This window comes from Micromonospora sp. KLBMP9576 (genome assembly GCF_050941805.1).
Taxonomy (GTDB): Bacteria; Actinomycetota; Actinomycetes; order Mycobacteriales; family Micromonosporaceae; genus Micromonospora.
Window position 1 is genome coordinate 5,039,563 of sequence record NZ_CP194567.1, and the last position, 22,938, is coordinate 5,062,500.

At 71.8% G+C, this 22,938-nt stretch carries 16 protein-coding genes, 2 rRNA genes and 1 pseudogene (1 of these 19 only partly in view); 5 read left to right on the top strand and 14 right to left on the bottom strand.

Annotated elements, in window-relative coordinates; all coding sequences use genetic code 11:
• Positions 1 to 247: 247 nt before the first annotated feature.
• The 7 genes and pseudogenes from obgE to ACQ452_RS22190 form a co-directional block, all read right to left on the bottom strand.
• Positions 248 to 1,690, bottom strand: a pseudogene (gene obgE, locus ACQ452_RS22160) (GTPase ObgE); the annotation flags it as partial.
• A gap of 93 nt (positions 1,691 to 1,783) precedes the next feature.
• Positions 1,784 to 2,038, bottom strand: coding sequence for a 50S ribosomal protein L27 (rpmA, locus tag ACQ452_RS22165; protein ID WP_109818441.1), 255 nt, complete (start codon positions 2,036 to 2,038; stop codon positions 1,784 to 1,786).
• A gap of 11 nt (positions 2,039 to 2,049) precedes the next feature.
• On the bottom strand, positions 2,050 to 2,364 hold the full coding sequence (rplU, locus tag ACQ452_RS22170; protein WP_091628888.1) for a 50S ribosomal protein L21: 315 nt from the start codon (positions 2,362 to 2,364) through the stop codon (positions 2,050 to 2,052).
• A 164-nt stretch (positions 2,365 to 2,528) separates the two neighbouring features.
• Entirely contained in the window at positions 2,529 to 3,041 is a 513-nt protein-coding gene (locus ACQ452_RS22175) for a hypothetical protein (RefSeq protein ID WP_433387025.1), read from the bottom strand.
• 118 nt (positions 3,042 to 3,159) lie between these two features.
• Entirely contained in the window at positions 3,160 to 6,210 is a 3,051-nt protein-coding gene (locus ACQ452_RS22180) for an Rne/Rng family ribonuclease (RefSeq protein WP_433387026.1), read from the bottom strand.
• A 131-nt stretch (positions 6,211 to 6,341) separates the two neighbouring features.
• Positions 6,342 to 7,037: a TIGR03936 family radical SAM-associated protein gene (locus ACQ452_RS22185; protein ID WP_433394328.1), complete on the bottom strand. Its 696-nt coding sequence runs from the start codon at positions 7,035 to 7,037 to the stop codon at positions 6,342 to 6,344.
• A 215-nt stretch (positions 7,038 to 7,252) separates the two neighbouring features.
• Positions 7,253 to 9,238 carry a TIGR03960 family B12-binding radical SAM protein gene (locus tag ACQ452_RS22190; RefSeq protein ID WP_433387027.1) on the bottom strand — a complete coding sequence of 662 codons (1,986 nt, stop codon included), beginning with the start codon at positions 9,236 to 9,238 and terminating at the stop codon, positions 7,253 to 7,255.
• A 452-nt stretch (positions 9,239 to 9,690) separates the two neighbouring features.
• Here ACQ452_RS22190 and ACQ452_RS22195 point away from each other — a divergent pair, with 452 nt between their 5' ends.
• On the top strand, positions 9,691 to 10,803 hold the full coding sequence (locus tag ACQ452_RS22195; RefSeq protein WP_433394330.1) for a hypothetical protein: 1,113 nt from the start codon (positions 9,691 to 9,693) through the stop codon (positions 10,801 to 10,803).
• Positions 10,804 to 10,814: 11 nt separating this feature from the next.
• Here ACQ452_RS22195 and ACQ452_RS22200 read toward each other — a convergent pair whose 3' ends face one another.
• On the bottom strand, positions 10,815 to 11,510 hold the full coding sequence (locus tag ACQ452_RS22200; protein WP_433387028.1) for a lysophospholipid acyltransferase family protein: 696 nt from the start codon (positions 11,508 to 11,510) through the stop codon (positions 10,815 to 10,817).
• A 284-nt stretch (positions 11,511 to 11,794) separates the two neighbouring features.
• Between ACQ452_RS22200 and ACQ452_RS22205 the strand changes: the two genes are divergently transcribed.
• Both ACQ452_RS22205 and sigJ read left to right on the top strand, forming a co-directional pair.
• Entirely contained in the window at positions 11,795 to 12,235 is a 441-nt protein-coding gene (locus ACQ452_RS22205) for a carboxymuconolactone decarboxylase family protein (protein WP_433387029.1), read from the top strand.
• Positions 12,232 to 13,110, top strand: coding sequence for an RNA polymerase sigma factor SigJ (sigJ, locus tag ACQ452_RS22210; protein ID WP_433387030.1), 879 nt, complete (start codon positions 12,232 to 12,234; stop codon positions 13,108 to 13,110). The genes ACQ452_RS22205 and sigJ overlap by 4 nt, the downstream gene beginning before the upstream one ends.
• A 23-nt stretch (positions 13,111 to 13,133) precedes the next feature.
• Here the strand turns inward: sigJ and ndk are convergent, their stop codons facing one another.
• Entirely contained in the window at positions 13,134 to 13,559 is a 426-nt protein-coding gene (gene ndk, locus ACQ452_RS22215; protein ID WP_433387031.1) for a nucleoside-diphosphate kinase, read from the bottom strand.
• 143 nt (positions 13,560 to 13,702) lie between these two features.
• Between ndk and ACQ452_RS22220 the strand changes: the two genes are divergently transcribed.
• On the top strand, positions 13,703 to 15,187 hold the full coding sequence (locus ACQ452_RS22220) for a VOC family protein (RefSeq protein WP_433387032.1): 1,485 nt from the start codon (positions 13,703 to 13,705) through the stop codon (positions 15,185 to 15,187).
• A gap of 87 nt (positions 15,188 to 15,274) precedes the next feature.
• On the opposite strand, the gene ACQ452_RS22225 is transcribed toward ACQ452_RS22220, so the two are convergent.
• The 3 genes from ACQ452_RS22225 to ACQ452_RS22235 are packed head-to-tail and all read right to left on the bottom strand — an operon-like array spanning position 15,275 to position 19,652.
• Positions 15,275 to 15,706, bottom strand: coding sequence for a DUF4233 domain-containing protein (locus ACQ452_RS22225; RefSeq protein ID WP_433387033.1), 432 nt, complete (start codon positions 15,704 to 15,706; stop codon positions 15,275 to 15,277).
• Positions 15,703 to 17,037 (bottom strand): bifunctional folylpolyglutamate synthase/dihydrofolate synthase, encoded by a 1,335-nt coding sequence (locus ACQ452_RS22230; RefSeq protein WP_433387034.1) that lies wholly within the window; start codon positions 17,035 to 17,037, stop codon positions 15,703 to 15,705. The genes ACQ452_RS22225 and ACQ452_RS22230 overlap by 4 nt, the downstream gene beginning before the upstream one ends.
• The gene (locus ACQ452_RS22235; protein ID WP_433387035.1) at positions 17,034 to 19,652 is read right to left on the bottom strand and encodes a valine--tRNA ligase; all 2,619 of its coding nucleotides are present in this window, start codon (positions 19,650 to 19,652) and stop codon (positions 17,034 to 17,036) included. Before ACQ452_RS22235 ends, ACQ452_RS22230 begins: the two co-directional genes overlap by 4 nt.
• A gap of 69 nt (positions 19,653 to 19,721) precedes the next feature.
• Between ACQ452_RS22235 and ACQ452_RS22240 the strand changes: the two genes are divergently transcribed.
• The gene (locus tag ACQ452_RS22240) at positions 19,722 to 20,405 is read left to right on the top strand and encodes a hypothetical protein (RefSeq protein ID WP_433387036.1); all 684 of its coding nucleotides are present in this window, start codon (positions 19,722 to 19,724) and stop codon (positions 20,403 to 20,405) included.
• A gap of 245 nt (positions 20,406 to 20,650) precedes the next feature.
• On the opposite strand, the gene rrf is transcribed toward ACQ452_RS22240, so the two are convergent.
• Both rrf and ACQ452_RS22250 read right to left on the bottom strand, forming a co-directional pair.
• Positions 20,651 to 20,767: ribosomal RNA gene (gene rrf / locus ACQ452_RS22245) — 5S ribosomal RNA — on the bottom strand.
• A gap of 87 nt (positions 20,768 to 20,854) precedes the next feature.
• Positions 20,855 to 22,938: ribosomal RNA gene (locus tag ACQ452_RS22250) — 23S ribosomal RNA — on the bottom strand; it runs 1,026 nt beyond the window's last position.

Here is a 22,938-nt window from a genome sequence, read left to right on the forward strand (position 1 = left end):
GCTGATCGTGCTGAGCGTCCTCCTGCGTCGACACGCGTCGCCGGAGTCAAGCCGGTCGCCGCCACGCACGCGCACACCGGCGGCTGACCCTCGGCCACCGGTGCGCGGCGAGCTAGTCGGCGTCGTTCTCCGCGGCGGTGGCCCCGGACTGCGCGATCCCGGTCGACGGGCGCATCCCACCGGACGGTCGGGCCTCCTGGGCGGGGCCGGCGTCGTCGAAGCTGTCCCCCGCCACCGGGTCGGCGTCGTCGGAGACGTCGGCGTCGGTGCCCTCCACCTCGTCCTCCGGACGCACCCGGCGAGCCTTGCGGGCCGCCAGCCGGTCCGCGGCCGACGCCCGGGTGGACTTGTCCTCCAGCCGGACGTCGGTGCCCCGGTTGCCGGGGACGAAGTCGGCGCCGGCGTAGAGGGCCGGCTGCCAGTTGAACTCCCGCTCGCCGATGCGGACCAGGTCGCCCGGCCGCGCGCCGGCCTTGCCGAGCTTCTCCTCGACGCCCAGGCGGGCCAGCCGGTCGGCCAGGTAGCCGACCGCCTCGTCGTTGTCGAAGTTCGTCTGCCGCACCCACCGCTCGGGACGCACGCCGCGTACCACCCAGGCGTCGTCCGGCGCGGCCTCGATGGTGAAGCCGGCGTCGTCGACCGCCCGGGGCCGGATCACGATCCGGGCCGGCTCGGCCGGCGGCGCGGCGTTGCGCCCCTGCTCCACCAGCTCCGCCATGGCGTACGTGAGCTCCTTCAGCCCCTCCCGGGTCGCCGCGGAGACCTCGTACACCTGGTATCCGCGCGCCTCCAGGTCGGGGCGGACGATCTCGGCCAGGTCCCGCCCGTCCGGCACGTCGACCTTGTTGAGGGCCACCAGTCGGGGGCGGTCGGCCAGGCCGCCGTACTCGGTCAGCTCGGCCTCGATGGTGTCGATGTCGGCCACCGGGTCCCGGCCGGGCTCCAGGGTGGCGGTGTCGATGACGTGCACCAGCACCGCGCAGCGCTCGACGTGCCGCAGGAACTCAAGGCCGAGGCCCTTGCCCGTGGCCGCGCCGGGGATCAGGCCGGGCACGTCGGCGACGGTGAAGGTGTGGTTGTCCTGCCGGACCACGCCCAGGTTGGGCACCAGGGTGGTGAACGGGTAATCCGCGATCTTGGGCTTGGCGGCGGAGATCACCGAGATCAGCGACGACTTGCCGGCCGACGGGAAACCCACCAGCCCGACGTCGGCGACGCTCTTCAGCTCCAGCACCACGTCGAGCTGCTCGCCGGGCTCGCCCAGCTCGGCGAAGCCGGGGGCCTTGCGCCGGGCGTTGGCCAGGGACGCGTTGCCCCGGCCACCCCGCCCGCCACGGGCCACCTCGAAGGTCGTGCCGGCGCCGACCATGTCGGCCAGGATCGTGCCGTCGGAGGCCTGCACCACAGTGCCGTTCGGCACCGTGAGCACGAGGTTGCGCCCATTCGCGCCGTCCCGGTTCGAGCCGGCGCCGCCCTTGCCGTTCTCGGCCTTCACGTGCGGGCGGAAGTGGAAGTCCAGCAGCGTCGTCACCTGCGGGTCGACCACCAGGGAGACGCTGCCGCCGTGGCCGCCGTTACCGCCGTCGGGGCCACCGAACGGCTTGAACTTCTCCCGGTGGATCGAGGCACAACCGTGCCCGCCATCGCCGGCCTGCAGGTGCAGGACGACCCGGTCAACGAACGTCGCCACGGGCGTCAATCCTTCCAGCGAGGTCGACGCCCCGCACGAGAAAAAGCGAAGCGGGCCGGGACACGAGGTCCGCGGCCCGCCATGCCTTCGAAACTACTGCTGCGGCACGATGCTGACGGTCTTACGACCGCGCTTGGTGCCGAAGAGAACCGAACCGGCGGACAGCGCGAAGAGCGTGTCGTCTCCGCCGCGGCCGACCAGATCACCGGGGTGGAACTTGGTGCCACGCTGACGGATGAGGATCTCACCCGCGCTGACGACCTGACCACCGAAGCGCTTCACGCCGAGCCGCTGTGCCGCGGAGTCACGGCCGTTACGCGAGCTGGACGCACCCTTTTTGTGAGCCATCTGAGGACGACCTACTTCCCGCTCGAGATGCCGGTTACCTTGACCTGGGTCAGCGGCTGACGGTGACCCTGGCGCTTGTGGTAGCCGGTCTTGTTCTTGAACTTGTGGATCCGGATCTTCGGGCCCTTGGTGTGCGCGGCGATCTCGCCGGACACCGCGACCTTGGCAAGCTTCGTCGCGTCGGTCACCAGGTCGTCACCGTCGACGAGGAGCACCGCGGTGAGCTTCACCGCGTCGCCGGGGGCACCGACGAGCTTCTCGACCTCGATCACGTCGCCCTCGGCGACCTTGTACTGCTTGCCGCCGGTCTTGACGATCGCGTACATCGGAGGCGCACTCCCTCGTTGAGGCTGCTGGCGGGGGCTCCCGCGGCGGCTCGCCGGGTAGCAGAGGCACGGCGGCGCGGGCACGCGAGAACTCGGCACACCAAAGTGTGCCGTCGGCCAGCGTACGCCATGTGTGGGCCGACGCCCAAACCGGGCCCCGCCGGTCAGCGGGCGCAGAGCTGGTCGAGCCGCTGCCGGAGCCGGTCGAGCTCGGTCTCGTCGATCGAGTCGACGTCGGTGCCCAGCGTGCCGACCTCCGCCGCCATGTCCACGAGAAGCGTCTTGAGCTGCGCGTCCTCGGCCCGGCCCGACTCCCGCCGCAGCGTGCTGCGCCAGTCGGTCAGCGCCGTGGAGATGCGCTCCCGGGCCGTGCGGGCCGCCGCGGAGTCGTTCGCCCCGACCGCCGCCACCATCTTGCCGAGTTCCTCGACGTACGTCCGCACGGCGGTCTCGCCGGCCCGCTGTGCCGCGGCACACACCTCGGGGGCGTTGCCGCCGGCCGTGCCGCTGCCGGCCCCCGGCCCGGATCCCGGTGCGGCGCCGGTGGGCCCGCCCGGCGTGTCGGCGCTGGTGGGGCCGCCAGCGGGCGGGGCGGTGGGTGCCGGCCGCTCGGCCGCGCACCCGGCGCCGGCGAACAGGACAGCGGTGACCGCGGTGACGGCAAGCAGACGGCGCATCGTTCTTCTCCTGACCGCAGGCGGCCGATCGTGGCCGGGGACCGACCATACGACAGGGCCCCTCCCGCCGGTCATCGCCGGGGAAGGGGCCCTGTCACACGTCGAGCCGGTCAGCCCGTCACGGCCGGGTACGCCGTCGCGCGCCGCTGCGGCGCGACCGGCGCCGGCCGGCGCCGCCGTCCGCCTCGTCGCCGTCGGTGTCGGACAGCGCGTCCGGGTCGTCCGGCGCGGCCAGCCGGGCCGACTCGCCCGTCTGGCTGTCGGCGACATCCGGCGCGGCGGGGGTGTCCGCCGCGTAGCGGGACAGGTCGTAGCCCATCGTGTCGTGGTATTCCGTGGCGCCCGGGCCGGCGTCGGCGTCGGTGTCGGTCTCGGCGACCTCGACCACGGTCCGCTCGGCCGGCGCGGTCTTACGCGCCCGCCGCCGGGTCGAACCGGCACCCGGCTCCGCCGCGGGGGCGGGCACGGCCGAGGCGACCGCCTTGACCTTCTCCCCCGCGCCGCCGCTGGGACGCGCCTTCTCCGGCACCGGCTCGGTGTGGACGATCAGGCCCCGCCCCTTGCAGCACTCGCAGGTCTCGCTGAACGCGTCCAGCAGTCCCGCGCCGATCCGCTTGCGGGTCATCTGCACCAGCCCGAGCGAGGTGATCTCGGTGACCTGGTGCTTGGTGCGGTCCCGGCCCAGGCACTCGGTGAGCCGGCGCAGCACCAGCTCACGGTTGGACTCCAGCACCATGTCGATGAAGTCGATCACCACGATGCCGCCGAGGTCACGCAGCCGGAGCTGGCGGACGATCTCCTCGGCCGCCTCCAGGTTGTTGCGGGTGACCGTCTCCTCGAGGTTGCCCCCGGAGCCGGTGTACTTGCCGGTGTTGACGTCGACGACCGTCATCGCCTCGGTCCGGTCGATCACCAGCGATCCGCCCGAGGGGAGGAAGACCTTGCGGTCCAGCCCCTTGATGATCTGCTCGTCGATGCGGTACTCGGCGAAGATGTCGGTGGTGCCGACGTGCCGGCGCAGCCGGGCGACCAGGTCGGGCGAGACGTGCGACAGGTACGACTCGACCATGCCGTACGACTGCTCGCCCTCGATCACCAGCTCGCGGAAGTCCTCGTTGAACAGGTCCCGGACGACCCGGATGACCAGATCCGGCTCCTCGTAGAGCAGCACCGGGGCGCCACCCTCGGCCGCCTTGGCCTGGATGTCCTCCCACTGCGCCTGCAGGCGCTTGACGTCACGCGCCAGCTCGTCCTCGCTGGCGCCCTCGGCCGCGGTCCGGACGATCACGCCCGCGCCGTCGGGCACCATCTTCTTCAGCACGTCCCGCAGCCGCTTGCGCTCGGTGTCGGCCAGCTTGCGGCTGATGCCGGAGGCGTTGCCGTGGGGAACGTACACCAGGTGCCGGCCGGAGAGCGCGATGTGGCTGGTCAGCCGGGCGCCCTTGTGCCCGATCGGGTCCTTGGTGACCTGCACCAGCACCGAGTCGCCGGAGCGCAGCGCCTGCTCGATCGAGCGGGCCCTGCCCTCCAGGCCGGTGATGTCCCAGTTGACCTCGCCCGCGTACAGGACGGCGTTGCGGCCGCGCCCGATGTCGACGAAGGCCGCCTCCATGCTGGGCAGGACGTTCTGCACCTTGCCGAGGTAGACGTTGCCGGCCATCGTGGTCGAGGAGTTGCGGGTGACGTAGTGCTCGACGAGCACCCCGTCCTCCAGGACGGCGATCTGGGTACGGTCGCCGCGCTGGCGTACCGCCATCACCCGGTCGACGGCCTCGCGACGGGCCAGGAACTCCGACTCGCTGAGGATCGGCGGCCGGGTGCGACGCTGCTCGCGGCCGTCGCGGCGGCGCTGCCGCTTGGCCTCCAGCCGCGTGGAGCCGGAGACGCCCTGCACCTCGTCGACGGTCTTGCGCGGCTCGCGGATCTTGACGACGGTCGGCACGCCGTCGTCGGCGCCCGCCTCGACGTCTCCCGCGCCGCGGCGGCGGCGACGACGGCGACGGCGGGTCAGCGCGTCGCCGCCCTCGGAGTCCTCGTCCTCGTCGCCCTCGGTCTCCTCCGCGTCGGCCTGCGCGGACTCCTCGGACTCATCGTCCTCGGCGTCGTCCGCGCCGCCCTTGCCCCGGCCACGGCCGCGACGGCCCCGCCGGCGCCGGCGGCGGGCCGCGGCGCTCTCGTCGTCCTCGTCCTCGTCGTCGTCCTCGGATTCGTCGGCCTCCTCGGCCGGCTCCTCGGGCTCGGCGACCTCGACCGCCTCGACGTCGCGGCGGCCCCGCCGGCGACGGCGCGTCGGCTCGACCGCCTCCACCGGCTCGTCGGCCGCAAGTTCCTCCTCCTCCGGTTCCGGCTCCGGCTCCGGCGCCTGGACCGGGGCGACGACCCGGGCGACCGGGACGTCCTCCGGCTGCGGGGCCATGAACAGCACGGTCGGTGCGGAGAGCGCGGCCCGCCGGCGACGGGTGCGCGGCTCGGGCTCGACGGCCGGCTCCTCCTCGGCGGGCGGGGTCACCGCCACGCCGGGCGGAACCTCGCCGGAGCGGCTCTGCGCGCCGCTGCCGGCCGCCGGCGGCCCGGCGGCGGCGGGCGCGGTGCCGGCCCGGTCGGTCTCGACGGGCTGTGCGTCGGCGTCGGCCGGAGTCTGCGCGGCCGGTTCGGCCACGGCCTTCTTCCGGCGGGTACGCGTCGCCTTGGCCGGCGGCGCGGCCGGCTCGGCGGGTGCCTGCTCCGCCGCGACCGGCGCCTGCCCGCTCGCCTGCGCGGCGACGTCGGCGGGTTGCGCGGTGCTGTCGGCGGCCTGCGCGGTGCCCTCCTCGCCGGCCTTCGCCGTGGTGGCCTTGCGGCGACGGCGCGTCGCCTTCGGGGCCACGTCGAGGTCGCCGGAGACGGGGGCGAACACCTCGGCCTGGGGCGCCTCGCCGCTGCCCGACGCGGCTGCCGCGGACGCCTCGACCGGGGCCTCGGTCTGCTCCGGCTGGTTCAACGGGGCGGCGGCCCGCCGCCGGGTGGTACGCCGCCTCGCCGGCGCGGCCGGGGCGAGTTCGGCCGCACCTGTCGCGGCGGCGTCGGCGGTGTTCCCCGCGCCGGCGTTGTCGACGGCGCGGTTGTCAGGGGTGTCGTCGGCCGGCTGCGAACCGGTCCGTTCGCCGCCCTCGGGCTCGTTCTCGAGCATGGAGGTTCTCCAGTTCTGGCTGCCCCGGGCGCGGGTGAGCGCTGCCACGCAGGGTCGCCGCAAAAGTGTTTCCGCCGGGCGCGCACGGTGCGCGACCGCCGAAGTCTGCCTGCCTGAACGCTGACCGACGGTCAGCGTTCACCGATGGTTGCCCCGTCGCGGTCCGCGTCCAACGGATCCGCGATCGCATCCTGCGCGGTCAGCGTGCCCTGTGCCAGCCGGATCACCCTCGGCGAAACCGGCGGCTCCAGGTCGGCCACCACGCGGAGGCCGAAAAGGACGTCATCGGGTCGCACGGAGGGGGTGACCTGCCGCACGACCAGTTCGAGTATCGCACACGGTACGGCCGCTGCCCCGGAAGGCGTCTCCGCCGCCGCGACGACATCGATACGGATAACTGCCGCGCGGGCGTCGAAGGTGCGTCGGCCCTGCTTGGTCATCCGCTCGACCAGCACCTCGTCGGCGGCGGCGAAGGCGGAAGCCGCCCGATGCAGGACAGCGGGGTCGACCTCGGGCAGCTCGATGCGCCAGTGCGACGCCTCGATCCGGTCGGCGAGGCTCCCGCCGGTGGCCACGACGGCGTCGAGCACGTCGAGCCCGGGTGAGAGTGCGGCGTCCAGGGCGGCGCGCAGCTGCGCCGGGTCGACCTGCTCGCGCAGGCCGATCTCCAGGTACTCGGCCTCGCTGGCGACGCCCGTCGGGGCCGCGCTGGCGTACGAGATCTTGGGGTGCGGGGTGAAGCCCTGCGAGAAGGCGATCGGCACGCCCGCGCGGCGCAACGCCCGCTCGAACGCCCGGGCGAAGTCCCGGTGCGAGGTGAAGCGCAGCGGACCGCGCTTGGCGTACCGGATCCGAACCCGCTGGACGACCGGCGCCTGGCCGCCCTCTGGCTGTGGTTTCCTACTGATCGTCGTGCTCCTCGTGTCGGAACCGGTTGACCGTGTCGGCACTGCTCGCGACTCGCGTGCCGCTGACGATAGCCACATGATCAACCCGCCGCGCGGCGGGCACCGCACCGGGGCGGCGCCCACCGGCGGCGGGGCTACTGCTGCGCGCCGGTGGGGAGCTTCATGCCGTTGACCGGAGTGAGCGGGAGGAGCTTCCTGCCGGTGGGACCGATCTGGATCTCGGTGTCCATCGACGGGCAGACGCCGCAGTCGAAGCACGGGGTCCAGCGGCAGTCGTCCTGCTCGTACTCGCTGAGCGAGTCCTGCCAGTCCTGCCAGAGCCAGTCCTTGTCCAGGCCCGAGTCCAGGTGGTCCCAGGGCAGGACCTCCAGCTCGTCGCGCCGCCGCGTGGTGTACCAGTCGAGGTCCACCCCGAAGGCGGGCAGCGCCTCGGCCGCCGCGTCCACCCAGCGCTGGTAGGAGAAGTGCTCGCTCCACCCGTCGAACCGGCCGCCGTTCTCCCACACCTTGCGGATCACCGCGCCGACCCGGCGGTCGCCCCGGCTGAGCAGGCCCTCGATCAGCGACGGCTCGCCGTCGTGGTAGCGGTAGCCGATCGCGCGACCCAGCGAGCGGTCCGCGTTGATCGCCTGCTTGAGGATTTTGAGCCGGTGGTCGATGACCTCCGGCCGCTCCATCGGCGCCCACTGGAACGGGGTGTGCGGCTTCGGCACGAACCCGCCGATGGAGACCGTGCAGCGGATGTCCTTCGAGCCGGTCGCGGCCCGCCCGGCCTTGATCACCTCGTGGGCCATGTCCGCGATCTCGAGGACGTCCTCATCGGTCTCGGTGGGCAGGCCGCACATGAAGTAGAGCTTCACCTGCCGCCAGCCGTTCGTGTACGCGGTGACGACGGTGCGGATCAGGTCTTCCTTCGACACCATCTTGTTGATGACCTTGCGGATCCGCTCCGACCCGCCCTCGGGGGCGAAGGTCAGGCCGGTGCGCCGGCCGTTGCGGGACAGCTCCTGCGCGAGGTCGATGTTGAACGCGTCGACCCGGGTCGACGGCAGCGAGAGCGAGACGTTGGTGCCCTCGTACTGCTGGGCCAGCCCGGAGCACATGTCGCCGATCTCGGAGTGGTCGGCCGACGACAGCGACAGCAGACCCACCTCGTGGAAACCCGAGAACTCCAGCCCCTCGCGCACCATCTGCCCGACCGTGGTGATGGAACGCTCGCGCACCGGCCGGGTGATCATGCCGGCCTGGCAGAACCGGCAGCCCCGGGTACAGCCGCGGAAGATCTCCACCGCGTACCGCTCGTGCACGGTCTCCGCGAGCGGTACCAGGGGCTTCTTCGGGTACGGCCAGGCGTCCAGGTCCATGGTCGTGCGCTTGTGCACCCGGAACGGCACGTCCGCCCGGTTCGGCACGACCCGCTGGATGCGCCCGTCGGGGAGGTAGTCCACGTCGTAGAAGCGCGGCACATAGACGCTCTCGGTGCGGGCCAGGCGCAGCAACAGTTCGTCGCGCCCGCCCGGGGAGCCCTCGGCCTTCCACTCCCGCACGATCCCGGTGATCTCCAGGACCGCCTCCTCGCCGTCACCGAGCACGGCGGCGTCGATGAAGTCGGCGATCGGCTCCGGGTTGAACGCGGCGTGACCGCCGGCCACGATCACCGGGTCGGCGTGGGTGCGGTCGGCGGCCAGCAGCGGAATCCCGGCCAGGTCGATCGCGGTGAGCAGGTTGGTGTAGCCCAGCTCGGTGGAGAAGGAGATGCCGAAAACGTCGAAGTCGCGCACCGAGCGGTGTGCGTCGACGGTGAACTGCGGCACGCCGTGCGCGCGCATCAGCTTCTCCAGGTCCGGCCAGACCGCGTAGGTCCGCTCGGCGAGCACGTCGGGCAGCTCGTTGAGCACCTCGTAGAGGATCTGCACGCCCTGGTTGGGCAGGCCGACCTCGTAGGCGTCGGGATACATCAGAGCCCAGCGCACGGCCGCGGCGTCCCAGTCCTTGACCACCGCGCCCAACTCGCCACCGACGTACTGGATGGGCTTGGTGACCTGGGGCAGCAGCGACTCCAGCCGGGGCCAGACGGAATTGGCCGCGACGGGACGTGGCGTGGTGGACGGGACGCTCATGAAGCCCAAGGGTACGCGGCCCGGCGGCGGCGACCGCGCGCACGCCGGACGCCGCGCCGCCCACCAGCGCGGCGGGCCCGTCACGGGCCGGTCCGGTGCGGTGACGGCGGTGGCCCGGATCGCCATGCTGGCGGGTCGGTACTAACCTCGGACCGGCGCGAGAGGAGATTGCCGCGATGCCGCAGCCGCAGCCGGGCATGGAACGGCCGGCCGACGGGAGTCCCCCGGGTCAGGACCACGGTCGGGATCCGGCGGTCACCGAGGAGCCCCCGGTCTCCCCCGCAGCCGCCGCCCCCGGGGGCGGCACGGGGCCGGAGGGCACCCGTGAGCTGCCCACCGACGAATCGGAGCCCACCGCGACCGACGCCGGCGACGCCGCGCGACCGGTTCCGGGCGACGCCGGGGCACAGGGGATGGCCGACGCCGGCACCGGCCCGGAGGGCACCCGTGCGCTGTCCGACCCCGACCGGGCGGTGGGGCCGCGGGGCACCCGGGTGTACCCCGCCGCCGAGCCGCCGGCCGAGCCGCCCGCGCCCCGGTGGAGCGGGTCGGCGGCGGTACCCCCACCCAAGCCGCGCAAGCCGGCCTGGGGAGAGTCGGCCGAACTCCCCCCGATGCCCGCGCCCCCGCCCGAGCAGCCCGAACACCGCACCCCGGTCGACCCGTGGGCGGGCGCGGACACCGGCGGGTGGGACCTGCCGCCGCCACCGCCACCGCCGCCGACGCTGCCCTACCCGGCGACCCCGCCGACCCGGTCGTACCCGGGGCCTCCCACGCCACCCGACCCCTCCCCCGTACCGCCCCGCACGGCGTATCCGGCCGCGTCGCCGCCGGTCGCCTATCCGGTCTCTCCGCCGCCGGCCTCGCGGGCCGCCACGCGGGCCCGCCCGGAGCCGCCACCGCCCCCCGCACCGCCGCCACCGGCGCCGGCCGCACCGCCGCGGCAGCGTCGGGTCAAGACGCCGCCGCCGGAGCGCCACGCCCCCCAGGAACGCGTCCGTCCGCCCTCCCGTCGGCGCCGCCGGTGGCCGTGGCTACTGCTGCTCACGTTGGCCTGCTGCTGCGGCTGCCCGGCCTACTACGGGGTCCCGGCGGCGTCGCAGTACCCGGCCGACGCCGCCCTGCCGGCCGAGGTGGCCGACCTGCGGCTGCGCGACGACAACGCCAGCAAGGCGACCGCCAAGCAGTTGGAGGGGGAGGTACGCAAGGCGCACTGGCTGGCCGAGGAGACCTTCGCCGGCGTCTACGGCGCACCCGCCGGTAAGCGGGTGACGGTCTTCGGCGGCACCGGTTTCCGGTTCACCCCCGAGTCGGACGCGGAGGGCGAGATCGCCCGGCTCGCCGGGCAGTACTCCCTCGGCGAGCCCCAGACGATCGACACCGGCCTACGCGGCCGGCACCAGCGCTGCGCGGTGGGCCGCGCCGACGGTCAGGACGTGGTGGTCTGCACGTCCGTCGACCACGGCAGCATCGCCACCGCGGTCTTCACCTGGCTCTCCCTCGACGACAGCGCCGAACTGCTCGGCACCCTGCGGGAACAGGTGGTCACGACCGACCAGAAGTGAACCGGCGCGGTTCAGGCCGGGGCGTCGCCGGAACCGGCGGAGTGCGCGCGCGGCGGGGCGTAGCGGGGCACGTACTCCTGGCCGGTGAGCTTCTGGATCTCGGCCATCATCTCGTCGGTCATCTCGCGCAGCGAGGTGCGGTCGTCGGGCCGGCCGGTGAAGTCCAGCGGCTTGCCGAAACGAATGTTGATCTTGGCGCGTCCCGGGCGGGGCACCCGGGTCCCGATCGGCTGGGCCTTGTCGGTGCCGGTCATGCCGACCGGGATGACCGGCACGCCGGCCGCCACCGCCAGCCGGGCCGCGCCGGTGCGCCCCCGGTATAGCCGGCCGTCCGGCGACCGGGTCCCCTCCGGGTAGACCGCGACGAGGTCGCCGGCCTTGAGCACGGGGATGGCGGAGTCGAACGCGGAGAGCGCCGCGCGACCGCCGGCCCGCTCGACCGGGATCGCGCCCAGGCCCGTGAGGACGAACTTGGTGAGGGTGCCCTTCGGGCCGGTGCCCTTGAAATACTCCGACTTGGCCCAGAACGCCAGGTGCCGGGGAACCACGGTGCCGAGGAACAACTCGTCGGCGACCGAGAGGTGGTTGCCGACGAAGATCGCACCTCCGGTCTCCGGGATGTGCTCCAGCCCCTCCACGGTCGGACGGAAGGCCAGCCGGAGCGCGGGCGCCACGGTGAGCTTGCCGATGGTGTAGAGCGGGAGCACTGGTCCTCCGGCGGAGTGTGTGCGAACGGGCGGTGTCACGGTAACCGACGGGTGCACAGAACGCCGCTTGGGTGGCGCGGCGACCGGCTGGTGAGTCGGCCCGTCGAGGGCGGTGCTGGCACGTTGCCGGCCGGCGCCGGACAACGGGTGCCCGCGGGCCCGGGACCCGCGCCCGCCCTGCCGTGCACCGGCAGGCGTGACCGGGCTCACGTCCGCCGCTGTCACGCCACGCCTTCTGCGCACCGTCGTGTGGGTGTCAACATCGACCGGAGCGAGGAGTCGTCATGCAACGGATCAACATGGCCGAGGTGGCACCGCAGGCCTACCAGGCCGTGCTGGGGCTGGAGAAGTACGTCCGGACGAACGTCGGGCACACCGTACTGGAGTTGGTGAAGCTGCGCGCCTCCGTGCTCAACGGCTGCGCCTTCTGCGTCGACATGCACAGCCGGGACGCGCTCGCCGCCGGCGAGTCGGACCGGCGCCTCTTCGCTGTCGCCACCTGGCGGGAGGCGCCCTTCTTCGACGAGCGGGAACGGACCGCGCTGGCGCTCACCGACGCGGTGACCCGGCTCGGCGAGCACGGCGTGCCCGACGACGTCTGGGACGCCGCGGCGAAGGTGTGGTCCGAGAAGGAGCTGGCCGACCTGCTGGTGGCGATCGCCACCATCAACGTCTGGAACCGCATCGCCGTGACCTGCCGCACCGACCTCCCCACGGACGTGTGACGGTCCCCGACGCGGCGCAGGCGGCCGGTGCGCTCGACGCGCACCGGCCGATGCTGCTCGGCCTGGCGTACCGCCTGCTCGGCAGCCGCCACGACGCGGAGGACGTGCTCCAGGAGGCCTTTCTGCGCTGGCTGGCCGTCGACCGGGCGACGGTCGCGGAGCCGCGGCGCTACCTGTCCCGGGTGGTCACCCGGCTGGCGCTGGACCGGCTGCGCGTCCTGCGGGCCGCCCGCGAGACGTACGTCGGGCCATGGCTACCCGAGCCGGTGCCGACCGCGCCGTCACCGTTCGGGCCGCTGGAGTCCGCCGAGCTGCGCGACTCGCTCTCCACCGCCCTGCTGCACCTGCTGGAGCGGCTCACCCCGCCGGAGCGGGCGGTCTACGTGCTGCACACCGCCTTCGAGCTGCCGTACGCCGAGATCGCCGGGATCCTGGACCGGTCGGTCGACGACTGCCGGCAGTTGCACCACCGGGCGGCGGCCCGGATCGGCGGGGACCGGCGCCGGTTCACCGCCGGCCGCGCCGAGCAGGAACGACTGCTGGACGCCTTCCTCGCCGCTGCCCGCGACGGCGACCTGGCCGCGCTGACCGGGCTGGTCGCGTCGGACGCCATCGCCTGGACCGACGGCGGCGGTCGGGTGAAGGCGGCACGCAACCCGGTGACCGGCGCCGACCGGGTGGTCCGCTTCGTCGCCGGCCTCTACGGGCCCGGCCGGCGGTTCACCGTGCGGCGGCTGGAACTCAACGGCCAACCCGCCGCGCTGATGGTGCGGCCCGACGCCAGCAGGTACGCGCTGACGCTCGCGGCGGCCGACGGCCGGATCACCGCGTTCCACGTGGTCGGCAACCCGGACAAGCTGCGGTGGACGGGCTGATCGGCGCGGTCGTGGCCGGCGGGTCAGCCCAGCTCGGGGAACCAGAGCGCGATCTCGCGCTTGGCGCTCTCCGGCGAGTCGGAGGCGTGCACCAGGTTCTCCCGGTTGGACAGGGAGAGGTCGCCCCGGATCGTGCCGGCGGTCGCCTTCCGCCCGTCGGTGGACCCGACGATCCCCCGCACCACGTCGATGACCTGGTCACCGGCCAGCACCAGCGCCACCAGTGGGCCACCGGTCATGAAGTCCTTCAGCGGCGGGTAGAACGGCTTCTCGACGTGCTCGGCGTAGTGCCTGTCGGCCAGCGCGGCGTCCATCGTCCGGGAGACCATCGCGTCGATCCGCAGCCCCTTGCGCTCGAAGCGGGAGATCACCTCACCGACCAGCCCGCGGCGGACCGCGTCGGGCTTGATCAGTACGAGGGTGCGCTCGTCGGGGCTGCTGCTGGACACGCTGGGTTCCTCCTGTGCGCGGAAGGCGGCCGGGATCGGTACGGTCAGCCTAGCGACCCGGTCCCGGCGCCGGCGCGGCGGTCGGTGCTTCCTCCGGCGGCCGATCCGGCCTAGCCTGGCCCTTGACCCTCAGGAGGTCCACTGTGGCGAATGGCGGGAACCGACCCATCGCACCGGTACGCAAGTTGATCGCCGCGGTGCTGGGCACCCTGGCGACCTTCGTCGTGCTCTTCGGCCTCGGCATGACCAGTTGGGCGATCGTGGCGCTCGGGGTCGCCCTGCTGGTGCTGGCCATCGCGCTGGCCACCGTGCGTGGGGGCGGGCGCACCTGGGTGGTCGGCGTCGGGCACGTGCACAGCGCCTCTGAGCCGCCCACCCAGTACGCCTTCGGCCGCTGCGAGCTCCAGCTGGTGATCGACGCGCCCGGGCTGCCGCCCCGGTCCAAGAAGATCATCGAGCCGCGGGTGCCGGTGGCGAAGTGGCCGTCGCTGGGCCAGACCCTGCCGATCCGGGTGGCCCTGGACGACCAGCGGCACGTCCGGGTGCTCTGGGACGACGTGCCCACCCACGCGGAGACCGCCGCCTCCGTCGCGGCCGACATGCCGCCCGAATACGCGGGCGCCGAGCCGCTGGACGAGGTGCTGATCCAGCAGCAGGCGCCGCCGTGGGCGGACCGGGCGCCGGACGACGACTACCGCGACGGTTTCCGCGTCGACCAGCGGGACGACTTCCGGGAGGAACACCGCGACGACTTCCGGGCCGGCTTCCACGACGACTTCCGGGACGGTTTCCGCGACGAGCACCGGGACGGTTTCCGCGACGACGTCGGGGAGGACGTCCGGGCGCCGGCGGGCGACCCGTTCGGCGATCCCGCCGGCGACCCGCCCTCCGACCCGCTCGACGGGGACCGGGTCGGGCGACCCGAGGAGCGCGAGCCGGTCGTGATGCACCAGCGCCCGGGTGGGCCGGTCGTGCTGGAGGGCACCCTCGTCGAGCAGCCCGCCTCCGGCGCCCTGCCGCGCCGGGCCACCCCGACGCCGCGTCCGCCCGCCGAGGAACGGTTCGACGCGCCCGGCGAGCGTCCCGGCCCGCCCCCGGTGACGGATCCGCTCGACCTGCCCCTGGACGACCCCGCACCGCACGGCGAGCGGATCAGCCCGGCGGCACTGGACGAGGCGATCTTCGGCCCCGGCCAGGCCGCCGGCACCGGCGGGGAGAGCGCCGAGGCCCCGGTCGCCGGCGACGAGTTCGGGGCGCCGATCGCCGGGGTCGGGCTCACCCTGCTGGTCACCGACCTGCCCCGCTCGCTGAACTTCTACCGGGACCTGGGCTTCACGGAGGTGGACCGGGGTTCGGGCAACGCGGTCCTCGCCTCCGGCACGACCCGCCTCGTGCTGCGGGAGGTGACCGAGGCCGCGCCGATCAGCCGCCGCCTGGTGCACGTCAACCTCGAGGTGGACGACATCGGCTCCGCGTACGAGCGGCTGCGGGGGACGGGCGTCCGGTTCACGTACGCCCCCCGGGTCGTCAACCGGGGCACGAAGCTCGAGGTGTGGGCGGCGGCGTTCCGCGACCCGGACGGGCACGGCATCGCCCTGACCCAGTGGCGGGAACGCGCCGAGGCCTGACCCGCCGGGCGGCGGGTCGACGTCGCCGGCAAGGGCAGGCGTGGTGCGGCTGCGCCCGGCCGACGGTGGGGTGGCCCGCCCGACCCGTCAGCCCAGGATGACCCGGCGCACGTGCAGGGCGTAACCCCACACCAGCGCGAAGACGACACCCAGCACGAGCAGCGACCAGTGCAGCAGGCCGGCCAGCATCAGCAGCCCCTGCAGGACGGTGCCGGCGTGCCAGGCCCACGGCCGGCGCATCATGCCGGCCAGCAGCACCGCCGCCACGGCCAGTGCCACGACGGTCCCGATCGCCGCGCCGCCCAGGTCCCCGCCGACCACCCGGATCGGTTGGATGGCCAGCACCAGCACCAGCGCCTCCAGGCTGAGCGTGCCGGCACCGAGCCCACGGACCGCCCGCTCCGGGTTGCGCAGCCCGGAGCGTCGCGACGGTACGGGCTGCGCGTCGGCCCCGCCGGGCGCCGGGCGGTCATCGCCCGGAACCGCGCCGACCGGGCGGTCGGCGTCCGGCCCGTTCATCGCTTCAGCAGTCGGCGGGCGTCGGCCACGGTGACCACCGAACCGGTGACCAGCACCCCGACCCCACTCAGCTCGCCCGGTACGTCCTCCTCGGCCATCGCCACCGCCGTCTCGATCGCGTCGGGCATCTCCTCGGCCACCTCCACCCGCTCGGGGCCGAAGACGTCGGCCGCCAACTCGGCCAGTTCCTCCGTCGACATCGCCCGTGGCGAACTGTTTCGGGTCACCACGACCTGGTCGACCACCGGCTCCAGCAGCTCCAGCAGGCGGGCCGCGTCCTTGTCCGCGAGGACGCCGACCACCGCGACCAGCTTGCTGAAGGCGAACTCCTCCTGCAGCGCCGTCACCGTGGCGCTCATCCCGTGCGGGTTGTGCGCGCCGTCGAGCAGGATGGTAGGCGCGTTGCGTACCCGCTCCAGCCGGCCCGGCGAGCTGGCCGTGGCGAAGCCCTCCCGGACCGCCTCGACGTCGAGCTGCCGCTTCGTCCCGGCCCCGAGGAACGCCTCCACCGCCGCGAGCGCCACCGCCGCGTTCTGCGCCTGGTGCGCCCCGTGCAGCGGGATGAAGACGTCGTCGTAGACGCCGCCGAGACCCTGCAGGGTGAGCACCTGCCCGCCGACGGCGACCGCCCGCCCGAGCACCCCGAACTCCGCGCCCTCGCGGGCGACGGTCGCGCCGACCTCGGCGCAGCGCTGCAGGATCGGCTCGGCGGCCTCGTCCTCCTGCGCCGCGCAGATCACCGTCGCGCCCCGGTGGATGATGCCCGCCTTGGCCAGCGCGATGTCCTGGATGGTGTCGCCGAGCCACTCGGTGTGGTCCAGCCCCACCGGGGTGAGCACGCACACCCCGGCCTGGAGCACGTTGGTCGCGTCCTCGGCGCCGCCGAGACCCACCTCGACGACCGCCACGTCCACCGGGGCGTCGGCGAAGGTGGCGAAGGCCAGCGCGGTGGTCAGGTCGAAGTACGTCAGCGGCTCGGCCGCGCGCTCGTCGACCAGCCGGGCCAGCGGCGCGATCTCCCGGTACGTGGCGGTGAACCGCGCCTCGTCCACCGGCTCACCGTCGAGGGCGATCCGCTCCCGGACCGTCTCCAGGTGAGGGCTGGTGTAGCGGCCGGTGTGCAGCCCGAACGCCCGCAACAGCGAGTCGATCATCCGGGCCGTCGTGGTCTTGCCGTTGGTGCCGGTCAGGTGGATCGACGGGTACGCCCGCTGCGGGCTGCCCAGCAGGTCCAACAGCGACTCGATCTTGTCGAGCTCGAAGGCCATCCGGGTGAACCCCCGCGTGGCCAGCTCGGCCTCGACGGCGGCGAAATCGGTGCGGTCGGTCACGAGGAAAGCGCCTCCAGAGCGGCGTCGATGCGGACGAGGTCGGCCTCGGCGACGGCCAGCCGCTCACGGATCTTGGCGACCACGGGCTCCGGTGCCTTGCCGACGAACGCCGGGTTGTCGAGCTTCGCCCGGGCCTGCGTGGTCTCCTTCTCGGCGGCGGCCCGGTCCTTGGTCAGCCGCGCCCGCTCGGCGGCCACGTCGATGGTTCCCCGGGTGTCCAGAGCCACGCTCACGTCGCCGGGCATGGCGAGCGTGGCGCTGGCCTGGAATCCGTCGCCGGCCGGGTCCAGCCGCACCAACGACCGGATGAGCGGCTCGTGCGTGACGATGCCGGCGGCGGCCAGGCCGTCGAGTCGCGCCGCGACCCGCTGCGTCGGGCGCAGCCCCTGGTCGGAGCGGAACCGCCGGATCTCCGTCACCACCCGCTGGAGCGTGCCGACCTCGGCCTCCGCGGCGTCGTCGACGCCGGTACGGTCGGCGGTCGGCCAGGCCGCCGTCAGCACGGTCTCGCCGCCGGTGAGCGCGGTCCACAGCTCCTCGGTGACGAACGGGATCACCGGGTGCAGCAGCCGCAGGAGCTGGTCCAGCACGTGCCCGAGCACCCGGCGGGTGGCCTCGGCGGCCGGCCCCCCTTCGGCGAGCACCGGCTTGGTCAGCTCCACGTACCAGTCGCAGACGTCGTCCCACGCGAAGTGGTAGAGCAGGTCGCAGACCTTCGCGAACTCGTACGCCTCGAACTGCTCGTCCACCTCGGCGGTGACGTGCGCCAGCCGGGACAGGATCCACCGGTCGACGGTCGACAGGCTGTCGGCGGCCGGCAGCGGCCCCTCGGTGTGCGCGCCGTTGAGCAGCGCGAACCGGGTGGCGTTCCACAGCTTGTTGCAGAAGTTGCGCGAGCCCTGGCACCACTCCTCGCTGACCGGCACGTCCCCGCCGGGGTTGGCGCCGCGGGCGAGGGTGAAGCGGGTGGCGTCGGCGCCGTACCGGTCGATCCAGTCCAGCGGGTCGACCACGTTGCCGAACGACTTGGACATCTTCTTGCCGTGCTGGTCGCGGACCATGCCGTGCAGGGCCACCGTGTCGAACGGCGCCCTGCCGTCCATGGCGTACAGGCCGAACATCATCATCCGGGCGACCCAGAAGAAGAGGATGTCGTAGCCGGTGACCAGGACGCTGGTCGGGTAGAACTTCGCCAGGTCGGGGGTCTGCTCGGGCCAGCCGAGGGTGGAGAACGGCCACAGGCCGCTGGAGAACCAGGTGTCCAGCACGTCCTCGTCCTGGTGCCAGCCCTCGCCGGCCGGCGGCTGCTCGCCGGGGCCGACGCAGACGATCTCGCCGTCCGGGCCGTACCAGACCGGGATGCGGTGGCCCCACCAGAGCTGCCGGGAGATGCACCAGTCGTGCATGTTGTCGACCCAGGCGAAGTACCGCTTGGCCAGCTCCGCCGGCTCGATCTTCACCCGGCCGTCGCGCACCGCGTCGCCGGCCGCCTTAGCCAGCGGGGCGGTCTTGACGAACCACTGCAGCGACAGCCGCGGCTCGACGGTCGTCTTGCACCGCGAGCAGTGCCCCACCGCGTGCACGTAGGGCCGCTTCTCGGCCACGATGAGCCCCTGCTCGCGCAGCGCCGCGACGATCGCCGGCCGGGCCTCGTACCGGTCCAGGCCCTGGAACGGGCCGGGGGCGGTGATGATGCCGCGCTCGTCCATGATCGTCAGTGACGGCAGGTCGTGCCGCTGGCCGATCTCGAAGTCGTTCGGGTCGTGCGCGGGGGTCACCTTGACCATGCCGGTGCCGAAGCTCGGGTCGACGTGCTCGTCGGCGACGATCGGGATCCGCCGCCCGGTGAGCGGCAGCGCGACCTCGGTGCCGATGAGGTGCCGGTACCGCTCGTCGTCCGGGTGGACGGCGACCGCGGTGTCGCCGAGCATCGTCTCGGCCCTGGTGGTGGCCACCACCACCTCGTCGCCGTAGCGGATCGAGATCAGCTCACCGTCGTCGTCGGTGTGCTCCACCTCGATGTCGGAGAGCGCCGTCAGGCAGCGCGGGCACCAGTTGATGATCCGGTTGGCCCGGTAGATCAGCCCGTCGTCGAAGAGCTTCTTGAACATGGTCTGCACGGCCCGGGACAGGCCCTCGTCCATGGTGAAGCGCTCGCGGTCCCAGTCGACGGAGTCGCCGAGGCGGCGCATCTGGCCGAGGATCGCGCCGCCGGACTCGGCCTTCCACTGCCATACCCGCTCGACGAAGCTTTCCCGCCCGAGATCGTGGCGGGACAGGCCCTGCGCGGCGAGCTGCCGCTCGACCAGGTTCTGGGTGGCGATGCCGGCGTGGTCCATCCCCGGCAGCCAGAGCGCCTCGTAGCCCTGCATCCGCTTGCGGCGGGTCAGGGCGTCCATCAGGGTGTGCTCGAACGCGTGGCCCATGTGCAGGGAGCCGGTGACGTTGGGCGGCGGGATGACGATGGTGAAGGGGGGTTTGTCGCTGTCCGCCGATGCCCGGAAGTGGCCGGCGGCTACCCACTGCTCGTACCGTCGCTGCTCCACCTCGCCGGGCTGGTACTGGCCGGCAAGGCTCGGGGCGTCGGGGCGTCGGGCATCCAGTCTCTCGGTCACCCTGAGAGTCTACGGAGCGCTTCGGTGGACCCGGCGTGCGCCACCTGCCGTTCGCGTACGGTGTCGGCTATGTCCGACGCACATCTCACCGAGCGTACGGTCGCCGGCGGCCCGGAGCCGATCGACCTGACCGACGAGCCCATCCAGCTCAGCAACCGGGACCCGGAGCCGGGCCCGGCGCGGCGGGGGGCGCGGTCGAGGCGCCGCCGGGTGGCGCTGGCGGCGGCGGCCGTCGTCGGCCTCGCGGGCGCCGCGGTGATCGGCAGCGCCGGTTGGCGCGTGGCACAGCAGAAGGAGGCCGACCTGGCCACCCCGGACCGGGTCGCCGGCCTCGTGCGGGACGACAGCGACCGGGCCCGCAGCACCTCCGACTACCTGCGCAGCGGGTTCGCTGCGGACATCGACCTGGACAGCAGCTTCGGCACCGTCTACCGGGATCCCGCCGACGACAGGCGTTCGGTGCTTGTGTTCGGCGGCACCACCCTGATCTGGCAACCGGAGCGGGACCTGGACAGCCTCTTCGGGCTGCTGACCGACGAGACCGGCAAGGTCACGCAGGTACGCGAGGTGCCCGCCGGGCGCCTCGGCGGCGTGATGAAGTGCGGCACCACCAGTGGCGACGGCGGCGACTTCGCGGTCTGCGGGTGGGCGGACCACGGCAGCGTGGTGATGGCGATGTTCCCGGGCCGCTCCGTAGGCGACGCCGGCGGGCTGTTCCGCACGATGCGCGAGGAGATCCAGACCCGCGGGTGACGCCGCGTGAGGCGTTCCAGGCCGTCCCGGCATTCCCGCCCGCCGCGTGAGGCGTTCCAGGCCGTCCCGGCATTCCCGCCCGGGCGGCGTTCGCCTTTTCTGCTGGCGCACGAACTGCCGATGAAGCCCGGCCGGCCGCCGGAGAACGGCCGCTGCATCTGGTCGCTCGGTGTGCCTGTGGGCCGTGAAAAGGGTCCGTAACGCAGTTCAGGGCCACCCCGAAGGGTGACCCTGAACCGAAAGTTGTCCGGCGGTGTCCTACTCTCCCACACCCTCCCGAGTGCAGTACCATCGGCGCTGGAGGGCTTAGCTTCCGGGTTCGGAATGTTACCGGGCGTTTCCCCTCCGCCATGACCGCCGTAACTCTATAGACATATCAAACAACACCACACACACAGGGGTGTGTTGTTCGTTTGTCTAGAGTTGCACAGTGGACGCGTAGCAGCTTAGTAGTCAAGTCCTCGGCCTATTAGTACCGGTCAACTGAACCCGTTACCGGGCTTACATTTCCGGCCTATCAACCCAGTCGTCTAGCTGGGGGCCTTACCCCACAAAGTGGGTGGGATACCTCATCTTGAAGCAAGCTTCCCGCTTAGATGCTTTCAGCGGTTATCCCTTCCGAACGTAGCTAACCAGCCGTGCCCCTGGCGGGACAACTGGCACACCAGAGGTTCGTCCGTCCCGGTCCTCTCGTACTAGGGACAGCCCTTCTCAAGTATCCTACGCGCACGGCGGATAGGGACCGAACTGTCTCACGACGTTCTAAACCCAGCTCGCGTACCGCTTTAATGGGCGAACAGCCCAACCCTTGGGACCTGCTACAGCCCCAGGATGCGACGAGCCGACATCGAGGTGCCAAACCATCCCGTCGATATGGACTCTTGGGGAAGATCAGCCTGTTATCCCCGGGGTACCTTTTATCCGTTGAGCGACACCGCTTCCACTCGCAAGTGCCGGATCACTAGTCCCGACTTTCGTCCCTGCTCGACCTGTCAGTCTCACAGTCAAGCTCCCTTGTGTACTTGCACTCAACACCTGATTGCCAACCAGGCTGAGGGAACCTTTGGGCGCCTCCGTTACCTTTTAGGAGGCAACCGCCCCAGTTAAACTACCCACCAGACACTGTCCCTGAACCGGATAACGGTCCGAAGTTAGATACCCAAATCAACCAGAGTGGTATTTCAAGATTGCCTCCACCCATACTGGCGTATGGACTTCACCGGCTCCCACCTATCCTACACAAACTAATTCGGATACCAATGTCAAGCTATAGTAAAGGTCCCGGGGTCTTTCCGTCCTGCCGCGCGTAACGAGCATCTTTACTCGTAATGCAATTTCGCCGGGCCTGTGGTTGAGACAGTGGGGAAGTCGTTACGCCATTCGTGCAGGTCGGAACTTACCCGACAAGGAATTTCGCTACCTTAGGATGGTTATAGTTACCACCGCCGTTTACTGGCGCTTAAGTTCTCCGCTTCGCCCCGAAGAGCTAACAGGTCCCCTTAACGTTCCAGCACCGGGCAGGCGTCAGTCCATATACATCGAATTACTTCTTCGCATGGACCTGTGTTTTTAGTAAACAGTCGCTTCCCCCTGCTCTCTGCGGCCATACAACGCTCCACCCGCATGGGGCTTCACGTCTCCGGCCCCCCTTCTCCCTAAGTTACGGGGGCAATTTGCCGAGTTCCTTAACCACAGTTCGCCCGATCGCCTCGGTATTCTCTACCTGACCACCTGTGTCGGTTTGGGGTACGGGCCGCTAAGAACTCGCTAGAGGCTTTTCTCGGCAGCATAGGATCACTGACTTCACCTGAATCGGCTCGGCATCACGTCTCAGCCTCATGCACCACGGATTTGCCTATGGTACGGCCTACACGCTTACCCCGGCACAACCACCGGCCGGGCTCAGCTACCTTCCTGCGTCACCCCATCGCTTGACTACTACCCGCCAGGTTCCCACGCTCCCCAACCTCAACCCGAAGGCCGAAACTGGTTTGGGTGGTTAGCACAACGAGATTCATCAGGGACGCTCTTTCGCGGGTACGGGAATATCAACCCGTTGTCCATCGACTACGCCTCTCGGCCTCGCCTTAGGTCCCGACTCACCCAGGGCGGATTAGCCTGGCCCTGGAACCCTTGGTCATCCGGCGGAAGGGTTTCTCACCCTTCTTTCGCTACTCATGCCTGCATTCTCACTCGTGCCGCGTCCACAACTGGGTCACCCCGCTGCTTCACCCCCGGCACGACGCTCCCCTACCCATCCACACTCCTGCACAAGGAATCAAGTCCAAGCAAGGATAAAATGTGAATGCCACAGCTTCGGCGGTGTGCTTGAGCCCCGCTACATTGTCGGCGCGGAACCACTTGACCAGTGAGCTATTACGCACTCTTTAAAGGGTGGCTGCTTCTAAGCCAACCTCCTGGTTGTCTATGCGACCCCACATCCTTTTCCACTTAGCACACGCTTAGGGGCCTTAGCTGGTGATCTGGGCTGTTTCCCTCTCGACTACGAAGCTTATCCCCCGCAGTCTCACTG